The organism is Enterobacter sp. ENT03 (assembly GCF_019218745.1).
Lineage (GTDB): Bacteria > Pseudomonadota > Gammaproteobacteria > Enterobacterales > Enterobacteriaceae > Enterobacter_D.
The window spans coordinates 36,808-55,826 of record NZ_JAHUXA010000006.1 but is presented as its reverse complement, the minus strand read 5'-3'; the positions used below and the strand labels follow the sequence as shown (position 1 = coordinate 55,826).

Sequence of the window (19,019 nt, the reverse complement as noted above, 5' to 3'; positions counted from 1 at the left end):
AAACGTGATTAGTAATCCCTGTTTACTGAAATATAAACCACCGCGCAAATTCCGTATTCTGATGTTGTCTTAGGCTTGGCCTCCAACATTGGAAATAATATTTTTCAATTTCTGTCTACTTTTTCATTAAGAGGCACGCAAATGGAATTAACGGAAACGGTAAAAAACAGGGAAACCTATTCTCGGGATAAAGTCTCCTGGACCACCGCAATTTCTTATGGACTGGGAAGTTATGGTGCAAATGTGATGTATGCATTTATTGCCATTTATCTGATGCTGTATTACACGGACAGCCTCGGTATCAAAGCGGCGGCAGTAGGTTTACTCTTTTTAATCGCCAGACTGGTGGATGGCGCGACCGATATTGCGCTGGGTATTCTGGTTGATAATACGCATACAAAATTAGGCAAATTCCGTCCCTGGATCCTCGTTGGCAGTATTCTGGTATCTCTGACGACCGTCGCCTGTTTTTTAAGTCCAGATTTCTCGGAAGCGGGGAAACTGGTTTACGCCTATTCCACTTATATTCTGTGGAGCGTGTGCTTTGCGGTTATTGACATTCCCTACTGGTCGCTGTCGGCGGCTATTACTCAGGACCCCACGGAAAGATCGAAAGTCATCACCATACCCCGAATCATCGCGACATTTGGTTTCCTGACGGTCAGCGCCTCCACGCTCTGGCTGGTGAAGTTTGTCGGCAGCTGGTGGGGCGTGTCGCTAATTTTCAGCGCTATTTTCCTGGTGTGTATGCTGATCACATTCTTTGGCGTCAAGGAAAAATATGCGGTGCCGCGTAAAGAGCGGCAAAACTTTAAAGGCTTCTGGTTGTTGCTCAAACAAAATAATCCGCTACGTTATCTGTTAATTGGTATGTTAATGCTGGAATTGATCGGCACAATTCGTGGCACCTTTCAGCTCTATTTCTTTATTTATAATCTTAATGCAGAAGCGGCGTTAGCGGCATTTTTAACGGTATCGATGATAGCTCAGGTTGCGGGTACCATTGCGTCGCCATTTATTTCTGTGCGCATTGGCAAGAAAAACACCGCTATTTACAGCAGTGTCATGATGTCATTGTCCTGTATCGTGCTGTTCTTCTGCCAGACGAATATCACCCTGATATTTATCATCGGCGCGTTAGCCCCCTTCTTTGGCGGTGTCGGGCAAATAGCGCTCTATTCCATGGTGGCTGACTGCGTGGAATATGGTGAATGGGTAAGCGGCAACCGCTCCGAAGGGATGGTTTTCTCGTTAAATATATTTAAAACCAAACTGTCCGGCGCTATCGGCGGTGCCATTGGCGGTTTTTGTTTATCCTGGGCAGGCTATATCCCGCATACGGTTCAGTCGGCCCAGACAGCATTGTGGATAGGATTATTTTTCACCTTAATCCCCGGCATTCTCACCGTCCTGAGCCTGTTTCCGTTAGCCAAATATGAAATTACGGAAAAACGCTTTTTCGAAATCCTTGATGAGATCCGTCAGCGTCATCATTCTGTGAAGGAAATAGCATCATGATTATCTGGAACGAGCGCGAGCACACGTTTCATCTCTGCAACGATAAAATTAGTTATGTCATCGCCATCGCCCATGAGCGCTATCTGACGCACTGTTACTGGGGCAAGCGGATCGCCACCTGGCAGCAGGGCTATGATTACCCGGCGCTGGATCGTTCGTCTTTTTCCCCTACGCCTGCGCAATGGCCTGACCGGACGTTCTCTCTCGATACTGCGCCGCAGGAGTATCCCGGTCATGGTGCCGGAGACTACCGCGAACCGGCATTTGAAATTCGCTATACCGATGGGCACCAGGTGAGCAATTTGTATTACCTGTCGCACCGGATCATTGATGGCAAACCACCGCTGGCAGGCTTGCCCGCCACCTGGGTTGAACAAGAGACGGATGCGCAAACCCTGATCATTACGCTTGCCGATCCGCTCACTCAGTTGCAGGTTGAACTACGCTACAGCGTGTTTGACGGCCACGCGGTGATTGCGCGCTCAGCAAGATTAATCAATCAGGCGGCGCAGCCGCTACGCCTGTTGCGCGCGCTCAGTTGCTGCGTTGACCTGCCGGATGCCCGCTGGCAGCAAATTCAGTTTCCCGGTGCCTGGGCGCGCGAGCGCCAGTGGCATCGCCAGGCGCTCAATCCCGGCATCCAGCTGCTGGACAGTAAACGTGGGGCCAGCAGCACGCATCAGCAGCCTTTTATTGGGCTGGTGCGCCCGGAAACGACCGAGATGCAGGGCGAAGCCTGCGCACTACATCTGGTGTACAGCGGCAATTTTACCGCCCGCAGCGAGGTGGATGCGTTTTCACAAACCCGGTTATTACTGGGGATCAACCCGCACGGTTTTGGCTGGCAGCTCGCGCCTGGCGAAAGCTTCCAGACGCCAGAAGCCATCCTCGCCTGGTCCGACGAAGGTCTGAATGGCCTGTCAGGGACGTTGCATGCGCTGTATCGGGATAACCTCGTTCGCGGACAGCACCGCCACCAGCCCCGCCCGATCCTTGCTAATAACTGGGAGTCCACCTACTTCGATTTCAACGAAGACAAGCTGCTGACCTTTGCTGCCAACGCGAAAGCCCTCGGCGTCGAATTGCTGATGCTGGACGATGGCTGGTTTGGCGAGCGCAACGATGACACCTCCTCGCTGGGTGACTGGTTCGTTAACCGCGCGAAATTCCCGCATGGGCTGCGGCCGCTGATTGATAACGTCCACGCGATGGGGATGCAGTTTGGCCTGTGGTTTGAACCGGAAATGATCTCCCGACGCAGCGAGTTGTTTCGCCAGCATCCCGACTGGACAATCTCGGCGGGTGGCCAGCCGCTCTCAGAGGGGCGTAACCAGTACATTCTGGATCTGGGTCGCCGCGAGGTACGCGACAACATTCTTGCCCAGATGAGCGCGTTTCTGGAAAACCACCCTGTCGATTACATCAAATGGGATATGAACCGCAATATGAGCGAAGTCGGCTCTAATGCCGCCGGTCCCGCGCACCAGCAAGAAACCGCGCATCGCTATATGTTAGGGCTGTACGCGCTGCTGGAAACCTTAACCCACCGTTTTCCACATATTCTTTTTGAGTGCTGTTCAGGCGGCGGCGGGCGTTTCGATCCCGGAATGCTCTATTACATGGCGCAGGCGTGGGTCAGCGATAATACCGATGCCGCCTCCCGGGTGCATATTCAGTATTCCACCAGCCTGCTTTATCCACCGGTGATGCAGTGCGCCCATGTCTCTGAAGTGCCGAATCATCAGATGGGGCGCAGCACCAGTATGGCGATGCGCGGCGCGGTCGCCATGAGCGGCAACTACGGTTTGATGCTGGATTTGATGCGCAGTGATGCCGGGCGTGACGCGGCGGTGAAACAGCAGATTGCCTTCTATAAGCAACATCGCCAGTTACTGCAATTCGGCAGGTTCTGGCGGCTGGTGAGTCCGTGGGAAAATCCTGATTTCGCGGCGTGGATGTTTGTCGCCCCCGATCAGAGCGAGGCGCTGGTGATGGCGTTTTCGCTGGTAAGCCTTGCCACCGCGCCGCTGAAATTGCTGCGTCTTGCCGGGCTGGATCCGCATGCCCGCTATCAGATTGATGACAGCGAAAAAATAGCGGGCGGCGACGAATTACTGTATCGCGGCATGTGGGTCGATCCGCCAATAAGCCGGGACTATACCAGCCGCATCTGGCATTTAACCCGGCTCGCATAATTTAGGGGGCTTCTTGCCCCCACTCCCTGTTATTCATTCGTACTGAAGAAGGATTTTCTTATGTCCGAAAATAATCAATGGGCGCTATTAAGCCTTATCGCTTTGACCTTTGTTTCACCCTTTTTTATTTCCCCCGCCCAGGCCGCCGGATTTTGGGATGACTCACACTTAACCGGCGGCATCTATTATTCTCAACGTTATCGCGATAAGCGGGATATGACGCCAGGCAGCCCGACATACGGTGATTATGTCGAAGATCTGCATCATGGCACCGCCAATATTAACCTCGATTTCGTCTCGGGTTATGCCGCAGATATTATCGGTTTCGATGTGGCAGGATTTGCCGCCGAAAACCTCGCTACCGGCAATGCCGCGCATCCCAATGAAATCAGCCTCAGTTCTGCCAACCAGCGCTGGGGGGAGGACTGGTCTGGCGACAAAGGCGGCTTCAACCTGTACAAAGCCGCGCTGAAAATGAAATACGATAATTACTGGATGCGCTCCGGTTATATTCAACCCTCCGGGCAAACATTATTAGCCGTGCACTGGGGATTTGTTCCCGGCGCGTATCAGGGTAGCGAAGCCGGGGGCGCATGGGATTTTGGTCAATATGGTGTTTTATCCGGTTCTTATTTATGGTCCGATAAATATAAAGCGCCGTGGTATACCGAAATGTATGAATTCCGCGCCGCCGATAATAAAACCAAAATCGATTATGTCCAGGCGCTGGGGGTGAAATACGACTTTAAAAATAGCCTGATACTGGAAGCGTCCTGGGCGCAGGCCGAGGGTTTTATGGATCAGTATTTCAGCAAAGTCTCTTATAGCTTCCCGGTAGCCGGAAATTTACTGCGCGCCAGTTATCAGTTCTATGGCGCAAAAGATAAAGTCGGCGGCAGCACGCCCGGTGCCTATGGCGCCATCAATGACGAATATGACGGGCTGGCCTGGCTCCAGGGCATTACGCTGGGCTACACCGTTGATACGCTCGACTTTCGCCTGGAGGCGCAAACCGTCAAAGCGGAAGGTAATCAGGGATTCTTTCTGCAACGTATTACTCCCGCCTACGCCAGCTCTAACGGTCGCCTGGACATCTGGTGGGATGCGGCCTCTGACTTTGACGCCAATGGCGAGACGTCAGCCTTCGCCGCCGTCACTTACGATCTGAAGAACTACGATCTGCCCGGCTGGGCGGTGGGCGCGGGCTACGCCTATGGCTGGAATGCCAAACCCTGCACCAGCTGTACTGTTAACGGCGAACTCGCCGATCAGGGGCAGCGTATTGATGAATCCGCCTGGACGCTCAACGTCGCGCACACCGTTCAGACCGGGCGTCTGAAAGGCACGCTGTTTAACCTCCACTACATCAACTACGACAACCACGGCAAGAATCCAAATTACAGCGGCGGCTACAACAACATGTTTCAGGACGAAATCGACATCAAATTTAACGTGATTGCGCCGTTCACTATTTTTTAAAGGAGAGGCTATGCAACAGCAAGATTCAGACGTGATCAATCTGCATGGGGAATGGCGTTTTGAACGCGATCCGGATGACGTGGGTACGCCCGAAGAATGGTTTAACCGCCGTTTGTCACAGTCGGGTTTTCAGATACCCGGCACCTGTGCAGAGCACCGGCTGGGCGAACGGCTGATCCTCGAACCCGGTCTGACCAAAGAAGCCGTTCAGTGCCTGCGAACGGAATACCAGTATCAGGGGGCGGTCTGGTATCAAACCGAGTTTCATTTAGCCGACATCCCGCCGGATCGCCACATTTTCCTTTTCCTTGAACGCGTGATGGGCGAAACACAGGTGTGGATCGACGGGGTGGCCGTCAGCCGTCAGGACAGCCTGTCCACCCCGCACCAGTGTGATCTCACTTGCCTGGTGAGTGCCGGTAAAACGCATCAGCTCAGCATCAGAATCGATAATCGCGATAAACAAAACATTGGCAACCAACCCAGCGCCCGTACTGACCAGACGCAAACTATCTGGAACGGCATGATCGGCAAGGTCGAGTTGCAAATCCGGGAGCGTTATCACCTCAACGATCTGCTGCTCACTATGGATAGCCACAGTCGCCAGGTGACACTCACCCTGGCCCGTGAACCCGTCATTGCCGACTGGCAGCACCTCGCGCTGACGGTGACGATCAGCACGCTTGATGGTCACACCGTTCAGCAGGAGAACCGCAGGCTGGAGGTGACCACAGAGCAGCCCGACATCACCGTCGCCTTTTCGCTCGCCGAAGCTGTCGGGTTGTGGGATGAGTTTACGCCGCAGCGCTATCAACTGGCGGTGGAAATACGCAACCTGGAGCAAGGCCCGGCGTCCCCGGTGGCCCGCGTGGAGAAGATCACCGGTTTTCGCCAGATCGGCACATGCGGCAATATATTAAAAATCAACGGCGTTCAGCGCTTCCTGCGCGGGAATATCGACTGCTGTATCTACCCTCTCACCGGCTATCCGCCGACCACGGAAGCGGCGTGGTCGGCCGTGTTCAGACAGCTCAAAGCGTATGGACTGAATCACGTTCGCTTCCACTCCTGGTGCCCACCGGAAGCGGCCTTCGTCTGCGCCGACCGTGAAGGGCTCTATCTGCAAATTGAAGGGCCGGTATGGATGGATGACTGGATGGACTTGCCGGTCGGCAAATATCCGGAACATTATCGCTGGCTGCCTGAAGAAGCAGAACGCATTATCCGCACCTGGTCTATCCACCCTTCGTTTTGCATTTTCAGCAACGGCAACGAACTGAATGGTGATTTTGATTTACTGCGTGACATTATTCGCCGCTTAAAAGCTATTCAGCCGCAGATTTTATATACCTTAACCAGCAACTGGGATCGTCAGGCGACGGATGAAGACGATATTTTTATTGCGCAATCGTCGGCGGGAAATGGCCTTCGCGGGCAGTATTTTCTCGATCGGCTGGCAGAAACCACCACGCTCAATTTTTCAACCGGGGTCAACGCGCAGACTATTCCGGTGATCTCGCATGAAGTGGGACAGTATGTCGTGTACCCCAATGTGGCGGAGATCCCGCGCTATACCGGCTGTTTAAAACCGGTGAATCTGGAGCGCATTCGCGACGATCTCCGGCAAAAAAATCTGCTGCCGTACCTTGAGAGTTTTATTCACGCCTCGGGAAAGCTGGCGCTTTATTTGTATAAAATGGAAATCGAAGCCGCACTTCGCACCCCTAATATGGCCGGAATACAGCTTCTCAGCCTGCATGATTTTCCGGGGCAAAGTACCGCCACCGTCGGGCTACTGGATGCGTTTTACGTCAGCAAGGGCATTATCGCCGGCGACGCATTTCGCCATTTCTGCTGTGAAACCGTCCCCCTGCTGATGATGCCCACCCTCTTTTTTAGCGATAAAGATGACTTTATTGCCGAAATACAAATCGCGCATTACGGGGCCGCACCGCTAAATAAGATGACGCTACGCATTGAAATAGTTGACCAACAACAACAGTGCCTTTTTACCGAGGACGTTCACCTTGCGGAAATCCCGGTGGGATTACTGGCGGAACCCGTGTCCCTGCGGGCAACGCCGTTCCGTCAGCTGACAGGCCGGCATGTTTTACAGGTTCACGCCCGCCTGCTGGATACACCGTATCAAAACCAGTGGGATATATGGGTCTACGGGAAAGAAGAACCCTGCCTGCCGCCCTCTTCCATCAGGATCTTTCGCGAGTGGTCATCGACTGTTGAGGATTGCCTGAATAACGGCGAAAAAGTGCTGCTTCTGCCCGCGCCCGATCAGATCCGGTATCCCGTCGCCAGCAGCTGGTTTCCCGTTTTCTGGAGTCCCGTACACTTTGCCAGTAAAGATCCCTGCGGGATGATCATCAATAACCAGCACCCGCTTTTTAGCCGCTATTTCTGTTGTGAAAGCCACGCTACCCTGGAGTGGAAAACGCTGCTGGAAAGCGGGTTTGCGATGAACATGGATGCCCTGAAAAGCGGTACGCCATTGACATTATTGACGCCCAATTTTTTTCATCATCAAAAAGCGACACATCTTTTTGAAGCCCAGGCCGGTAACGGGCGGATCCTGGTATGTAGCCTGAACAGTAATGACCTTTCGCGCACAATGGCCTGCGAATCGTTCAGAGGGGCGCTTTACCGGTATATGGATTCCGCTGATTTTAATCCGACGGACACCTTATCGGTGAGTGAGATAGCAGGGTTGTTCCGCTAAGACTTTTTAGCACAAATCATCCTTGTACCTGTGGCTAACCCGGCCATGCTGGCGACAGTGTTAAAACCGAAAGTACCAGGCTTATGCAGGAGTGAAGTAATGAATAAGGTGAAAATAGTCGTGGCGGTGCTTTTATTATCCGCCTGTTCAGCGCAGACGGTGCCTACCGCGCCGCCGCTGTCGCCCGCCGATGAGTGCCGCCAGGCCCAACAAAGCGGCGATACGCTTGCCGTATCACAAAAGTGTGGGGCAATTATCCGCGATCAATAAAGCAGAAATCACAAAGCCCACGCACGGTGGGCTTTTATCACTTCGCGGCCTTTCGCCCCGAACTGGATAAGGGTGCTGATATTGTTTCAGCTCACAAATCTGATAAATCCTTTCTCGCGCCGCCGCGGAAAAACCAGAAAATAGCCCACCACCCGCTGCAAATGATAAAAATTTGTTAATTTAATATTTCAAAAACAAATCTTTTTAACAATAAAAACCCTACAATTCGTCACACCACTTATCATTTTTAACCATTCATTAACTAAATTAGATCCAGAAATTAACAAAAACGGTCAGCCATCACATTTAAAAAATCTGCGATTCATTCCCTCTTCCCTTCATTGCTAACCTCTGTGCGTGACATGCCCGTACCCTACAAAAGGTAAAACTATGAAATTCAAATTAGCCTTACTCAGTGCAGCCGTGGTTTCTGTCAGCATGTTGTCCGCTAACGTGGTGGCGGCAGAAAAGTATGAAATTGCCGTGGTGGCCAAAGTCACTGGCATTCCCTGGTTTAACCGTATGGAAACCGGCGTGAACGACGCCGCTAAAAAACTCAATGTGAACGCCTATCAGACCGGACCTTCCACGCCCGATCCTGCTCAGCAGGTGAAGGTCATTGAAGATCTGATCGCCAAAAACGTTAACGCCATTATCGTGGTGCCAAACGATGCGAAGGTGCTGGAGCCGGTGCTGAAAAAAGCGCGCGACAAAGGCATCGTGGTACTGACCCACGAATCGCCGGATCAGCAGATCGGCCAGTGGGATATTGAAACCATCGACAGCGAAAAATACGCGCAGGCTAACGTCGATGAGCTGGCAAAAGATATGGGCGGCAAAGGCGGCTACGCCATTTATGTCGGTTCTTTAACGGTGCCGCTGCATAACGCCTGGGCCGATTACGCCATTAAGTATCAGAAAGAAAAATACCCGGAGATGTTTGAAGTGACCTCCCGTCTGCCGGTGGCGGAGAGCATTGATAAATCCTACTCCACCACCCTTGATCTGATGAAAACCTATCCGCAGATGAAAGGCATCATCGGCTTCGGCTCCCTCGGCCCTATTGGTGCTGGTCAGGCGGTACAGAAAAAACGCGCCAAAGATAAAATGGCCGTTGTGGGTATTGCCATGCCAGCCCAGGCCGCACCGTACCTGATGCGTGGCGATATTAAAAAGGCGCTGCTGTGGGATCCGAAAGACGCCGGTTATGCGCTGGTCACCGTTGCCGATCAGCTGTTACAAGGCAAGGAAGTGACGCCGGACCTGACCATCGACGGTTTAGGCAAAGCTGACGTGGACATGGAAAAGAAAGTGATCCGCTTTAACAAGATCCTCGAAGTCACCAAAGATAACGCGCAATCACTCGGTTTCTGAGGCTCTCCGCCCCTACCCGGGAAACCGAATGCCGGGTAACCGGTAAACCATAACCATAATGACACACACGCAGCGCCCGCAAGGGCGCTTGCAGGAGTATTGCCCATGGCAGACACCGCCGCATTTATCACACTTGAGAATATCAGCAAGCAATTCCCGGGCGTGCTGGCGCTGGATAACGTGAACCTGACGCTGAAAAAAGGCGAAGTTCACTGTCTGGCAGGGCAGAACGGCTGCGGAAAAAGCACCATCATTAAAGTGATTTCCGGTGTCTATCACCCGGAAAAAGGGGCGCAGATTATGCTCGACGGCAAGCTGTTCCATCAGCTGACGCCGCAGCTCTCCGCCCATTACGGCATTCAAGTGATTTACCAGGATCTGTCGCTGTTTCCCAACTTTAGCGTGGCGGAAAACATTGCCGTTAACCGCTACCTGCCTGGGGGCGATATTTGGGTCCGCCGCGGGGCGATGAAAGCCCAGGCGCTGGCCGCCATGAAACGCATTGGCGTGACCATCGATCCGGATAAAAAAGTCGAAAAACTCTCTATTGCAGACCGCCAGCTGGTGGCGATCTGTCGCGCCATCGCCGCCGATGCCCGGCTGGTGATCATGGATGAACCCACCGCCTCGCTGACCCGCCAGGAGGTGAACGGCCTGCTGCGGGTGGTAAACGAACTGAAAGCGGCGGGCATCTGCGTGGTGTTCGTCAGTCACCGTCTGGACGAAGTAATGGAAGTAGCGGACCGGATCAGCGTGATGCGCGACGGCAAGCTGGTCGGCACCTGGCCCGCGCAGGAGCTGAACAGCCACGAGCTGGCGTTCCTGATGACCGGGCAGCGTTTTCACTACAGCCCGCTGCCGGAAAAACCGCCCGCCGATCAGCCGCCGATGCTGGAACTGCGCAACCTGAGTCGCAAAGGGAAATACCGCAACATCAATCTGTCGTTACGCAGCGGTGAGATTGTCTCTGTTGTCGGCCTGCTGGGCGCGGGACGTACCGAGCTGTGCCTGAGTCTGTTTGGCATGACGCAGCCGGAAAGCGGCGAAATGCTTATTAATGGTCAGCCGGTGCGCCTGCGTAGCAATCACGACGCCATCAGATACGGCATTGGTTATGTGTCGGAAGATCGCCTGACGCAGGGGCTGATCATGGAGCAGTCGATCTACGACAACACCATCGTCACCGTCTTCGACAAACTGCATACCCGCAGCGGCCTGCTCGATCACACGAAGGCGCAGAAGCTGGTGAGCGATCTGATCCGCGATCTGAACATCAAAGTCTCCGATCCCCATCTGCCGGTGAAAACCCTCTCCGGCGGCAATGCGCAGCGCATCGCCATCGCCAAATGGGTGGCGACCGGGCCGCGCATCCTCATCCTCGACTCCCCCACCGTCGGCGTGGATATCGCCAATAAAGAGGGCATCTATCAGATTGCCCGCGATCTGGCGGAACAGGGTATGGCGGTGCTGATGATTTGCGATGAGATCCCGGAAGCCTATTACAACAGCCATCGCGTGCTGGTGATGCGCCGTGGTGAACTGGTCGCCGAGTTTAACCCCCATCGCTGTACCGAAGCGGAGATTGCAGAAGTGGTCGAGGTCATCAATGAATAACGTGCGTCTTTCCCGCCTCATCGGGCAACATGAGTTCTGGCTGGGGCTGTTAGTGATCGCCCTGATCGTCGGGCTGAGCCTCAGTACCGATGAGTTTCTGTCGCTGGGCAACCTGACGGATGTCGCCACCAGCTACGCCATTCTTGGCATTCTGGCCTGCGGGCTGTTTGTGGTCCTGATTTCCGGCGGCATCGATATTTCTTTTCCGGCGATGACCGCCATCGCGCAATATGCCATGGCCAGCTGGATGATCGCCCACGGTGGCAACTTTGTGCTGGCGCTGGCGATGGCCATTGCTGCCGGCCTGCTGCTCGGGCTTATCAACGGCTTTCTGGTCTACTGGCTGCGCGTGCCGGCGATCATCATTACCATCGCCACGCTCAACGTCTACTACGGCCTGCTGGTCTACGCCACGAAAGGTACCTGGCTGTACGGCTTCCCGGACTGGTTTATGAACGGCATCAACTGGTTCTCCTTTACCGCAGCCGACGGCTACGACTATGGCCTGACGCTGCCCCTGCTCTGTCTGGCCGCGGTGATCCTGTTCACGGCCATTCTGATGAACTACACCCGTCTGGGCCGCCAGATTTACGCCATGGGCGGCAACCGTGACGCCGCTTCACGGCTTGGGCTGAACCTGCTGAAGCTGCACTTTTGCGTTTACGGCTATATGGGCATTCTCGCCGGTATCGCCGCCGTCGTGCAGGCGCAGATCACCCAGTCGGTTGCGCCTAACTCCCTGCTCGGCTTTGAGCTGACGGTGCTGGCCGCGGTGGTTCTCGGCGGCACCAGCATGAGCGGCGGTCGCGGCACCCTGACCGGTACGCTGCTTGGTGTGATCCTGCTGGCTTTCCTGCAAAACGGTCTGACGCTGCTAAGCGTCTCCTCCTACTGGCACACCGTGTTCAGCGGCACCATCATTCTGATCAGCATCAGCGCAACGGCGTGGAACGAAAAACGCAAACTTGCAGGGGAACTTTAAGATGAAAACCTTCGCCCGTTATCTGCCTGGTGATGCCATCATTCGCCTCCAGTGCGTGATTATTATTGTCGTCGCCGTGGTCTTCTCGGCGCTGCTGGGCAGCCGCTTTTTCAGCGTCGCTAACTTCCAGTCCATCAGCTCGCAACTGCCGATCCTCGGTATGCTGGCGCTGGGGATGGGGCTGACCATGCTCACCGGCGGCATTAACCTGTCGATTATTGCCGGTGCTAATGCCTGTTCACTGGTGATGGCGGCGATTATCGTCAGCCATCCGGATAATCCCCTCTTCTTTATGCTGGCGCTGCTGGCAGGGCTTGCCGTGGCGGTGGCTATCGGCGTGCTTAACGGCGCGCTGATCGCCTGGGTGGGCGTGTCGCCGATCCTGGCCACGCTCGGCACCATGACGCTGATCTCCGGGCTGAATATTCTGTTCTCTAACGGCACGGTGATCTCCGGCTTTCCGGCGGCGATCCAGTATCTGGGTAACGCCACGCTCGCCGGTATTCCCGTCGCCCTGCTGCTGTTTATTCTGGTGGCGGTGTTGCTGTGGGTGTTACTGGAACATACAACGCTCGGACGCAGCCTGTATCTGGTCGGCTCGAACGAGCAGGCGACGCGCTATTCCGGTGTGAATACCGTGCGGGTGCAGATTTCCGTCTATGTTATTTCGGCGCTGCTCGGCTGGGTGGCGGCCATCCTGATGATGGCGAAATTCAACTCGGCGAAAGCCGGTTATGGCGAGTCCTATCTGCTGGTCACTATTCTCGCCTCGGTGCTCGGCGGCATCAACCCGGACGGCGGCTTTGGTCGTGTTATCGGCCTGGTGCTGGCGCTGGTGGTGCTGCAAATGCTGGAAAGCGGCTTCAATTTGCTGGGGATCAGCAGCTATCTGACGATGGCGCTCTGGGGCGCGGTGCTGATCCTCTTTATTGCCTTACAGAATCGTAAAGCCTGATTTCAGGAGAAAAAAGATGGCGAGTTACTTCATTGGTGTGGATGTCGGAACCGGAAGCGCCCGCGCGGGCGTGTTTGACCTGAACGGCAGAATGGTCGGCCAGGCGAGCCGGGCCATTGAAATGTATCGCCCGCAGGCGGATTTCGTTGAGCAGTCTTCAGACAATATCTGGCAGGCGGTGTGTAATGCGGTGCGCGATGCCATCAACCAGTCGGACATCAACCCGATCCAGGTGAAAGGCCTGGGATTCGACGCCACCTGTTCGCTGGTGGTACTCGATAAAGAGGGTAAACCCCTGACCGTCAGCCCGTCCGGGCGCAGCGAGCAGAACATTATTGTGTGGATGGATCACCGCGCCATTACGCAGGCCGACCGCATTAACGCCCTGCACCACCGGGTGCTGGATTACGTTGGCGGGATCATTTCCCCGGAAATGCAGACGCCGAAGCTGCTGTGGCTGAAACAGCATATGCCGAACACCTGGGCCAACGCCGGTTACTATTTTGACTTGCCGGATTTTCTGACCTGGCGCGCCACCGGCGATGATACGCGCTCCCTATGCTCCACCGTCTGTAAATGGACCTACATGGGGCATGAGGATAAGTGGGATGGCAGCTATTTCCGCGAAATAGGGCTTGAGGATCTGCTGGAGCACGACGCGGAGAAAATTGGTCGCTACGTGAAAACCATGGGCGAACCGCTCGGTCATGGCCTGACGCAACGCGCCGCCAGCGAAATGGGGCTGATCCCAGGTACCGCGGTCAGCGTGTCGATTATTGATGCCCACGCCGGTACGCTGGGTACGCTCGGTGCCTGCGGCGTGTCGGGTGAAGTGGCGGATTTTGACCGCCGCGTGGCGCTGATCGGCGGCACCTCCACCGGCCATATGGCGATCTCCAGAGCGCCGCGTTTTATCGGCGGCGTCTGGGGGCCGTACTATTCAGCGGTGCTGCCAGGCTACTGGCTGAACGAGGGCGGCCAGTCGGCGACCGGAGCGCTTATCGACCATGTGATCCAGTCGCATCCCTGTTATGACCAGTTGCTGGCGCAGGCGAAAACCCAGGGGCAGACCATTTATGAATTGCTGAATGCGCTGCTGCGTAAAATGGCGGGCGAGCCGGAAAACATCGCCTTTCTGACCCGCGATATGCATATTCTTCCCTACTTCCACGGCAACCGTTCGCCGCGCGCCAACCCGACGCTGACCGGGACGATCACCGGGCTGAAGCTGTCCCGCACGCCGGAGGACATGGCACTGCAATATCTGGCGACGATTCAGGCGATTGCGCTGGGCACCCGCCATATCATTGAAACCATGAATCAGACCGGTTACGCCATCGACACCGTGATGGCCAGCGGCGGCGGCACCAAAAACCCGATCTTTGTACAAGAGCATGCCAACGCCACCGGCTGCGCCATGCTGTTACCGGAGGAGAGCGAAGCTATGCTGCTCGGCAGCGCGATGATGGGCACCGTGGCCGCAGGCGTGTTCGACAGCTTCCCGGAGGCCATGTCGGTGATGAGCCGCATCGGGAAAACCGTGACGCCGCAAACCAACCGCATCAAACAGTATTACGATCGTAAATATCAGGTGTTCCACGAGATGTACCTGGATGATATGAAATACCGTCAGTTAATGCAGGAGGCGGAATGAGCGGCAGCTGGCAACAGGCCAACGACGCCTGGCAAACCTACAGCGAGGCGCTGGCCGGACTGGGCCAGCATCTGACGTCCGCGCAGTGGGACGCCCTGCTGGGTGAGCTGCGCGGCTGTACGGGGAAAATCGTGGTCACCGGCGTGGGAACCTCCGGCATCGCAGCGCGCAAAATCGCGCATATGCTGGCCTGCGTCGAGCGTCCGGCGATCTACCTGAACGCCACCGATGCGGCCCACGGCGATCTCGGCTTTTTACAGTCGGGGGATCTGATGATCATGCTGTCCCGCGGCGGCAACTCCGACGAACTGACCCGCCTGTTGCCGGGGCTGGCGGCAAGGCATGTGCCGCTGATTAGCGTGACGGAAAACCGCGCGTCAGCGATTGCTCAGGCGGCACGGCTGGTGATCTCAACGGGCGTGCAGCGGGAAGTGGATCCGCTGAATATGCTGGCGACCACCTCCATCATCCTGGTACTGGCAATTTTTGATGCGGCCTGCGCCTGCCTGATGAGTGAGAACGGGTATACGAAAGAGACGCTGCTGGCGGTACATCCGGGCGGGGATGTCGGGGTGACGTTGCGCGGTGAGCGTTAATATTGCCCGGCGGCGCATACGGTGGGGTTATGCCCGGCGGCGCTGCGCTTGCACGGGCCTACATTAATTGCTGGCGGTGCATGTGGTCGGGTTATGCCCGGCGGCGCTGCGCTTGCACGGGCCTACATTGATTACTGGCGGTGCATGTGGTCGGGTTATGCCCGGCGGCGCTGCGCTTGCACGGGCCTACATTGATTACTGGCGGTGCATGTGGTCGGGTTATGCCCGGCGGCGCTGCGCTTGCACGGGCCTACATTAACCCGAAGAACCAAAGACACGTAGGCCGGGTAAGCGCAGCGCCACCCGGCAATAAAAAAGGCCGCTTACGCGGCCTAATGATTAATTGCGGATCAGAATGTAGGCCGGTTAAGCGTCAGCGCCACCCGGCACTCAATCAGGCGTAAACCGGGAAGCGGGCGCAGATTTCCAGCACTTTCTGCTTCGTGCGTTCAATCACCGCTTCGTCGTTGATGCTGTCCAGCACGTCACACATCCAGCCAGCCAGTTCCTGCGCTTCGGCTTCTTTGAAACCGCGACGGGTAATCGCCGGGCTACCGATACGGATGCCGGAGGTCACAAACGGGCTCTTCGGATCGTTCGGAACGCTGTTTTTGTTCACGGTGATGTTGGCGCGACCCAGCGCAGCGTCAGCTTCTTTACCGGTCAGGTTCTTATCAACCAGATCCAGCAGGAACAGGTGGTTTTCAGTACCGCCGGATACCACTTTGAAGCCACGCTTCAGGAACACTTCGACCATCGCTTTGGCGTTTTTGGCAACCTGCTGCTGATAAACCTTGAACTCTGGCTCCATCGCTTCTTTCAGCGCTACCGCTTTAGCCGCGATCACGTGCATCAGCGGGCCGCCCTGCGCACTTGGGAATACGGCGGAGTTCAGTTTTTTATACAGCTCTTCGTCACCGCCTTTCGCCAGGATCAGGCCACCGCGTGGACCCGCCAGGGTTTTGTGGGTGGTGGTGGTCACAACGTGAGCGTGTGGAACCGGGTTCGGGTAAACGCCAGCGGCAATCAGGCCCGCAACGTGTGCCATGTCAACGAACAGGTAAGCACCGATGCTGTCTGCGATTTCACGCATTTTTGCCCAGTCAACGGTACCGGAGTAAGCAGAGAAGCCACCGATGATCATCTTCGGTTTATGCTCTTTAGCCTGCTTCGCCATGTCTTCGTAGTCAATTTTACCGGACTCATCGATACCGTAAGGGATGATGTTGTAGAGCTTGCCAGAGAAGTTAACCGGGGAGCCGTGAGTCAGGTGGCCGCCCTGCGCCAGGTTCATACCCAGAACGGTATCACCCGGCTCCAGCAGCGCGGTGTAGACCGCGAAGTTAGCCTGAGAGCCAGAGTGCGGCTGGACGTTAGCGTAGTCTGCGCCGAACAGCTCTTTGGCGCGATCGATAGCCAGCTGCTCAACAATATCAACGTATTCGCAGCCGCCGTAATAACGTTTACCCGGATAACCTTCCGCGTATTTATTGGTCAGCTGAGAGCCCTGAGCCTGCATCACGCGCGGGCTGGTGTAGTTTTCGGAGGCGATCAGTTCAATGTGTTCTTCCTGACGTACTTTTTCCTGCTCCATAGCCTGCCACAGTTCGGCATCATAATCGGCAATGTTCATTTCACGTTTTAACATCCGCATCTCCTGACTCAGCTAACAGTAAATTACAGCTCTGAAGGGGGGCCCTGTTGGGCAACGGCGACCAGTATAACTGATTCATATCGTGATAACAGGTCTTGACAAAGGATTTTACGCAAACGATTGGCTTGGCGCTGTACAAGGGTTTGACGGCAAAGCGCTACGTGCGGGGATCAGGATTTCTTTTCAGCTTTGTGATGTGAATTTTTCATGACTGTGAGCCACCTTAACGAAAACGCACTAAATCATTTACAGGCGCAGGGGTATTTCTATAAGATGCATATAAAATACAACTTATAGTTCTGCAAAAAAGGAAGCTGCTATGCTCGACGCTCAAACCATCGCCACCGTGAAATCCACGATCCCCCTGCTGGTTGAAACCGGCCCCAAACTTACCGCCCATTTCTATGACCGGATGTTCAAACATAACCCGGAGCTGAAAGAGATCTTCAACATGAGCAATCAGCGCAACGGCGATCAGCGTGAAGCGCTGTTTAACGCCATTGCCGCTTATGCCAGCAATATTGAAAATCTGCCCGCGCTGCTGCCGGCGGTGGAGAAAATCGCCCAGAAGCACACCAGTTTTCAGATCAAACCGGAGCAGTACAACATTGTCGGTGAACACCTGCTGGCGACGCTGGATGAGATGTTCAGTCCGGGTCAGGAAGTGCTGGAGGCGTGGGGAAAAGCCTATGGCGTGCTGGCGGGTGTGTTTGTTAATCGTGAAAGCGAACTGTATCAGGAGCACGCCACGAAAACCGGCGGCTGGGAAGGCACGCGCGCGTTTCGTATTGTGGCAAAAACGCCGCAAAGCGCGCTTATTACCAGCTTTGAATTTGAGCCGGTGGATGGTCTGCCAGTAGCGGATTACCAGCCGGGTCAGTATCTCGGCGTGTGGTTAAAGCCAGAAGGGTTCCCACATCAGGAAATTCGTCAGTATTCTCTTACCCGCAAACCCAACGGTAAAAGCTACCGCATCGCCGTGAAGCGTGAGCCGGGCGGGCAGGTGTCGAACTGGCTGCACGGTGAAGCGCGCGTGGGTGACATCGTGCATCTTGCAGTGCCTGCCGGTGATTTCTTCCTGGATGTCACGCCGGAAACGCCGGTGACGCTGCTTTCAGCAGGTGTGGGCCAGACGCCGATGCTGGCGATGCTCGACACGCTGGTGAGCCGTCAGCACGCGGCGCAGGTGAACTGGTTCCATGCCGCAGAAAACGGGGATGTGCATGCGTTTACGGAGGAAGTGAAAACGCTCGGGGCATCCCTGCCGCGCTTTACCGCGCACACCTGGTATCGCCTGCCGACGGACGCAGACCGCCAGGCCGCACGCTTCGACAGCGAAGGGCTGATGAATTTAGAGCAGATGGAAGGGGCGTTCAGCGCGCCGGAGATGCAGTTCTACGTTTGTGGGCCGGTGGCGTTTATGCAGTACGCCGCGAAGCAGCTGGTGGAGCTGGGCGTGAATAAAGACCACATTCACTACGAATGTTTCGGGCCTCATAAGGTGCTGTAATCGCCCGGCGGCGCTTCGCTTGCACGGGCCTGGGAAGGGTTTTTTAGGCCGGGTAAGCGCAGCGCCACCCGGCAAGAAGGTTAAATTGCCGCGTCGTCTTCTTCGCCGGTACGAATACGCACCACGCGGGCAACGTCGAAGACGAAGATCTTGCCGTCGCCAATTTTGCCGGTTTGCGCCGTGCGGATAATAGTATCCACGCAGGTTTCCACAATATCGTCGGTCACGACAATTTCAATTTTCACTTTCGGCAGAAAGTCCACCATGTACTCAGCGCCGCGGTACAGTTCGGTATGCCCTTTCTGGCGACCAAAGCCTTTTACTTCGGTCACGGTCATTCCGGTAATGCCCACTTCGGCCAGCGCTTCGCGCACATCATCCAGTTTGAAAGGTTTAATAATCGCATCAATCTTTTTCATGGTGGTTCCCTGAATTTTTATGCCTGCTTGCTGCTACGTTATCGGTTGCTCACACTATCATATTCACC

The 19,019-nt window shown here is 55.3% G+C and carries 14 protein-coding genes; 12 read left to right on the top strand and 2 right to left on the bottom strand.

Annotation, left to right across the window (positions count from 1 at the left end):
- Positions 1 to 141 precede the first annotated feature (141 nt).
- The 11 genes from KW828_RS10425 to KW828_RS10375 all read left to right on the top strand — a co-directional run bounded on the left by KW828_RS10425 (position 142) and on the right by KW828_RS10375 (position 15,368).
- Positions 142 to 1,518, top strand: coding sequence for an MFS transporter (locus KW828_RS10425; RefSeq protein WP_218336294.1), 1,377 nt, complete (start codon positions 142 to 144; stop codon positions 1,516 to 1,518).
- Positions 1,515 to 3,713 carry an alpha-galactosidase gene (locus tag KW828_RS10420; RefSeq protein WP_218336293.1) on the top strand — a complete coding sequence of 733 codons (2,199 nt, stop codon included), beginning with the start codon at positions 1,515 to 1,517 and terminating at the stop codon, positions 3,711 to 3,713. The genes KW828_RS10425 and KW828_RS10420 overlap by 4 nt, the downstream gene beginning before the upstream one ends.
- Positions 3,714 to 3,773: 60 nt before the next feature.
- Positions 3,774 to 5,192 carry an OprD family outer membrane porin gene (locus KW828_RS10415; protein ID WP_218336292.1) on the top strand — a complete coding sequence of 473 codons (1,419 nt, stop codon included), beginning with the start codon at positions 3,774 to 3,776 and terminating at the stop codon, positions 5,190 to 5,192.
- Between the two features lie 10 nt (positions 5,193 to 5,202).
- Complete coding sequence (locus KW828_RS10410) at positions 5,203 to 7,923, top strand: sugar-binding domain-containing protein (RefSeq protein WP_218336291.1); 2,721 nt, start codon at positions 5,203 to 5,205, stop codon at positions 7,921 to 7,923.
- 99 nt (positions 7,924 to 8,022) lie between these two features.
- A complete protein-coding gene (locus KW828_RS10405; RefSeq protein ID WP_218336290.1) occupies positions 8,023 to 8,193 on the top strand; it encodes a hypothetical protein in 171 nt (56 codons plus the stop codon).
- A gap of 390 nt (positions 8,194 to 8,583) precedes the next feature.
- On the top strand, positions 8,584 to 9,567 hold the full coding sequence (locus tag KW828_RS10400; protein WP_218336289.1) for an autoinducer 2 ABC transporter substrate-binding protein: 984 nt from the start codon (positions 8,584 to 8,586) through the stop codon (positions 9,565 to 9,567).
- Between the two features lie 105 nt (positions 9,568 to 9,672).
- Positions 9,673 to 11,181: a sugar ABC transporter ATP-binding protein gene (locus tag KW828_RS10395; RefSeq protein ID WP_218336288.1), complete on the top strand. Its 1,509-nt coding sequence runs from the start codon at positions 9,673 to 9,675 to the stop codon at positions 11,179 to 11,181.
- Entirely contained in the window at positions 11,174 to 12,163 is a 990-nt protein-coding gene (locus KW828_RS10390) for an ABC transporter permease (RefSeq protein ID WP_218336287.1), read from the top strand. The genes KW828_RS10395 and KW828_RS10390 overlap by 8 nt, the downstream gene beginning before the upstream one ends.
- 1 nt (position 12,164) lies before the next feature.
- Positions 12,165 to 13,118 carry an ABC transporter permease gene (locus KW828_RS10385; RefSeq protein ID WP_129363183.1) on the top strand — a complete coding sequence of 318 codons (954 nt, stop codon included), beginning with the start codon at positions 12,165 to 12,167 and terminating at the stop codon, positions 13,116 to 13,118.
- A gap of 16 nt (positions 13,119 to 13,134) precedes the next feature.
- On the top strand, positions 13,135 to 14,772 hold the full coding sequence (locus KW828_RS10380; protein ID WP_218336286.1) for an FGGY-family carbohydrate kinase: 1,638 nt from the start codon (positions 13,135 to 13,137) through the stop codon (positions 14,770 to 14,772).
- Positions 14,769 to 15,368 (top strand): SIS domain-containing protein, encoded by a 600-nt coding sequence (locus KW828_RS10375; RefSeq protein ID WP_218336285.1) that lies wholly within the window; start codon positions 14,769 to 14,771, stop codon positions 15,366 to 15,368. Before KW828_RS10380 ends, KW828_RS10375 begins: the two co-directional genes overlap by 4 nt.
- Positions 15,369 to 15,762: 394 nt before the next feature.
- Here KW828_RS10375 and glyA read toward each other — a convergent pair whose 3' ends face one another.
- Positions 15,763 to 17,016 (bottom strand): serine hydroxymethyltransferase, encoded by a 1,254-nt coding sequence (glyA, locus tag KW828_RS10370; protein ID WP_218336284.1) that lies wholly within the window; start codon positions 17,014 to 17,016, stop codon positions 15,763 to 15,765.
- 325 nt (positions 17,017 to 17,341) lie between these two features.
- Between glyA and hmpA the strand changes: the two genes are divergently transcribed.
- The gene (hmpA, locus tag KW828_RS10365; RefSeq protein WP_218336283.1) at positions 17,342 to 18,532 is read left to right on the top strand and encodes an NO-inducible flavohemoprotein; all 1,191 of its coding nucleotides are present in this window, start codon (positions 17,342 to 17,344) and stop codon (positions 18,530 to 18,532) included.
- Positions 18,533 to 18,612: 80 nt separating this feature from the next.
- Here hmpA and glnB read toward each other — a convergent pair whose 3' ends face one another.
- Complete coding sequence (gene glnB / locus KW828_RS10360) at positions 18,613 to 18,951, bottom strand: nitrogen regulatory protein P-II (protein WP_024549981.1); 339 nt, start codon at positions 18,949 to 18,951, stop codon at positions 18,613 to 18,615.
- Positions 18,952 to 19,019 lie beyond the last annotated feature (68 nt).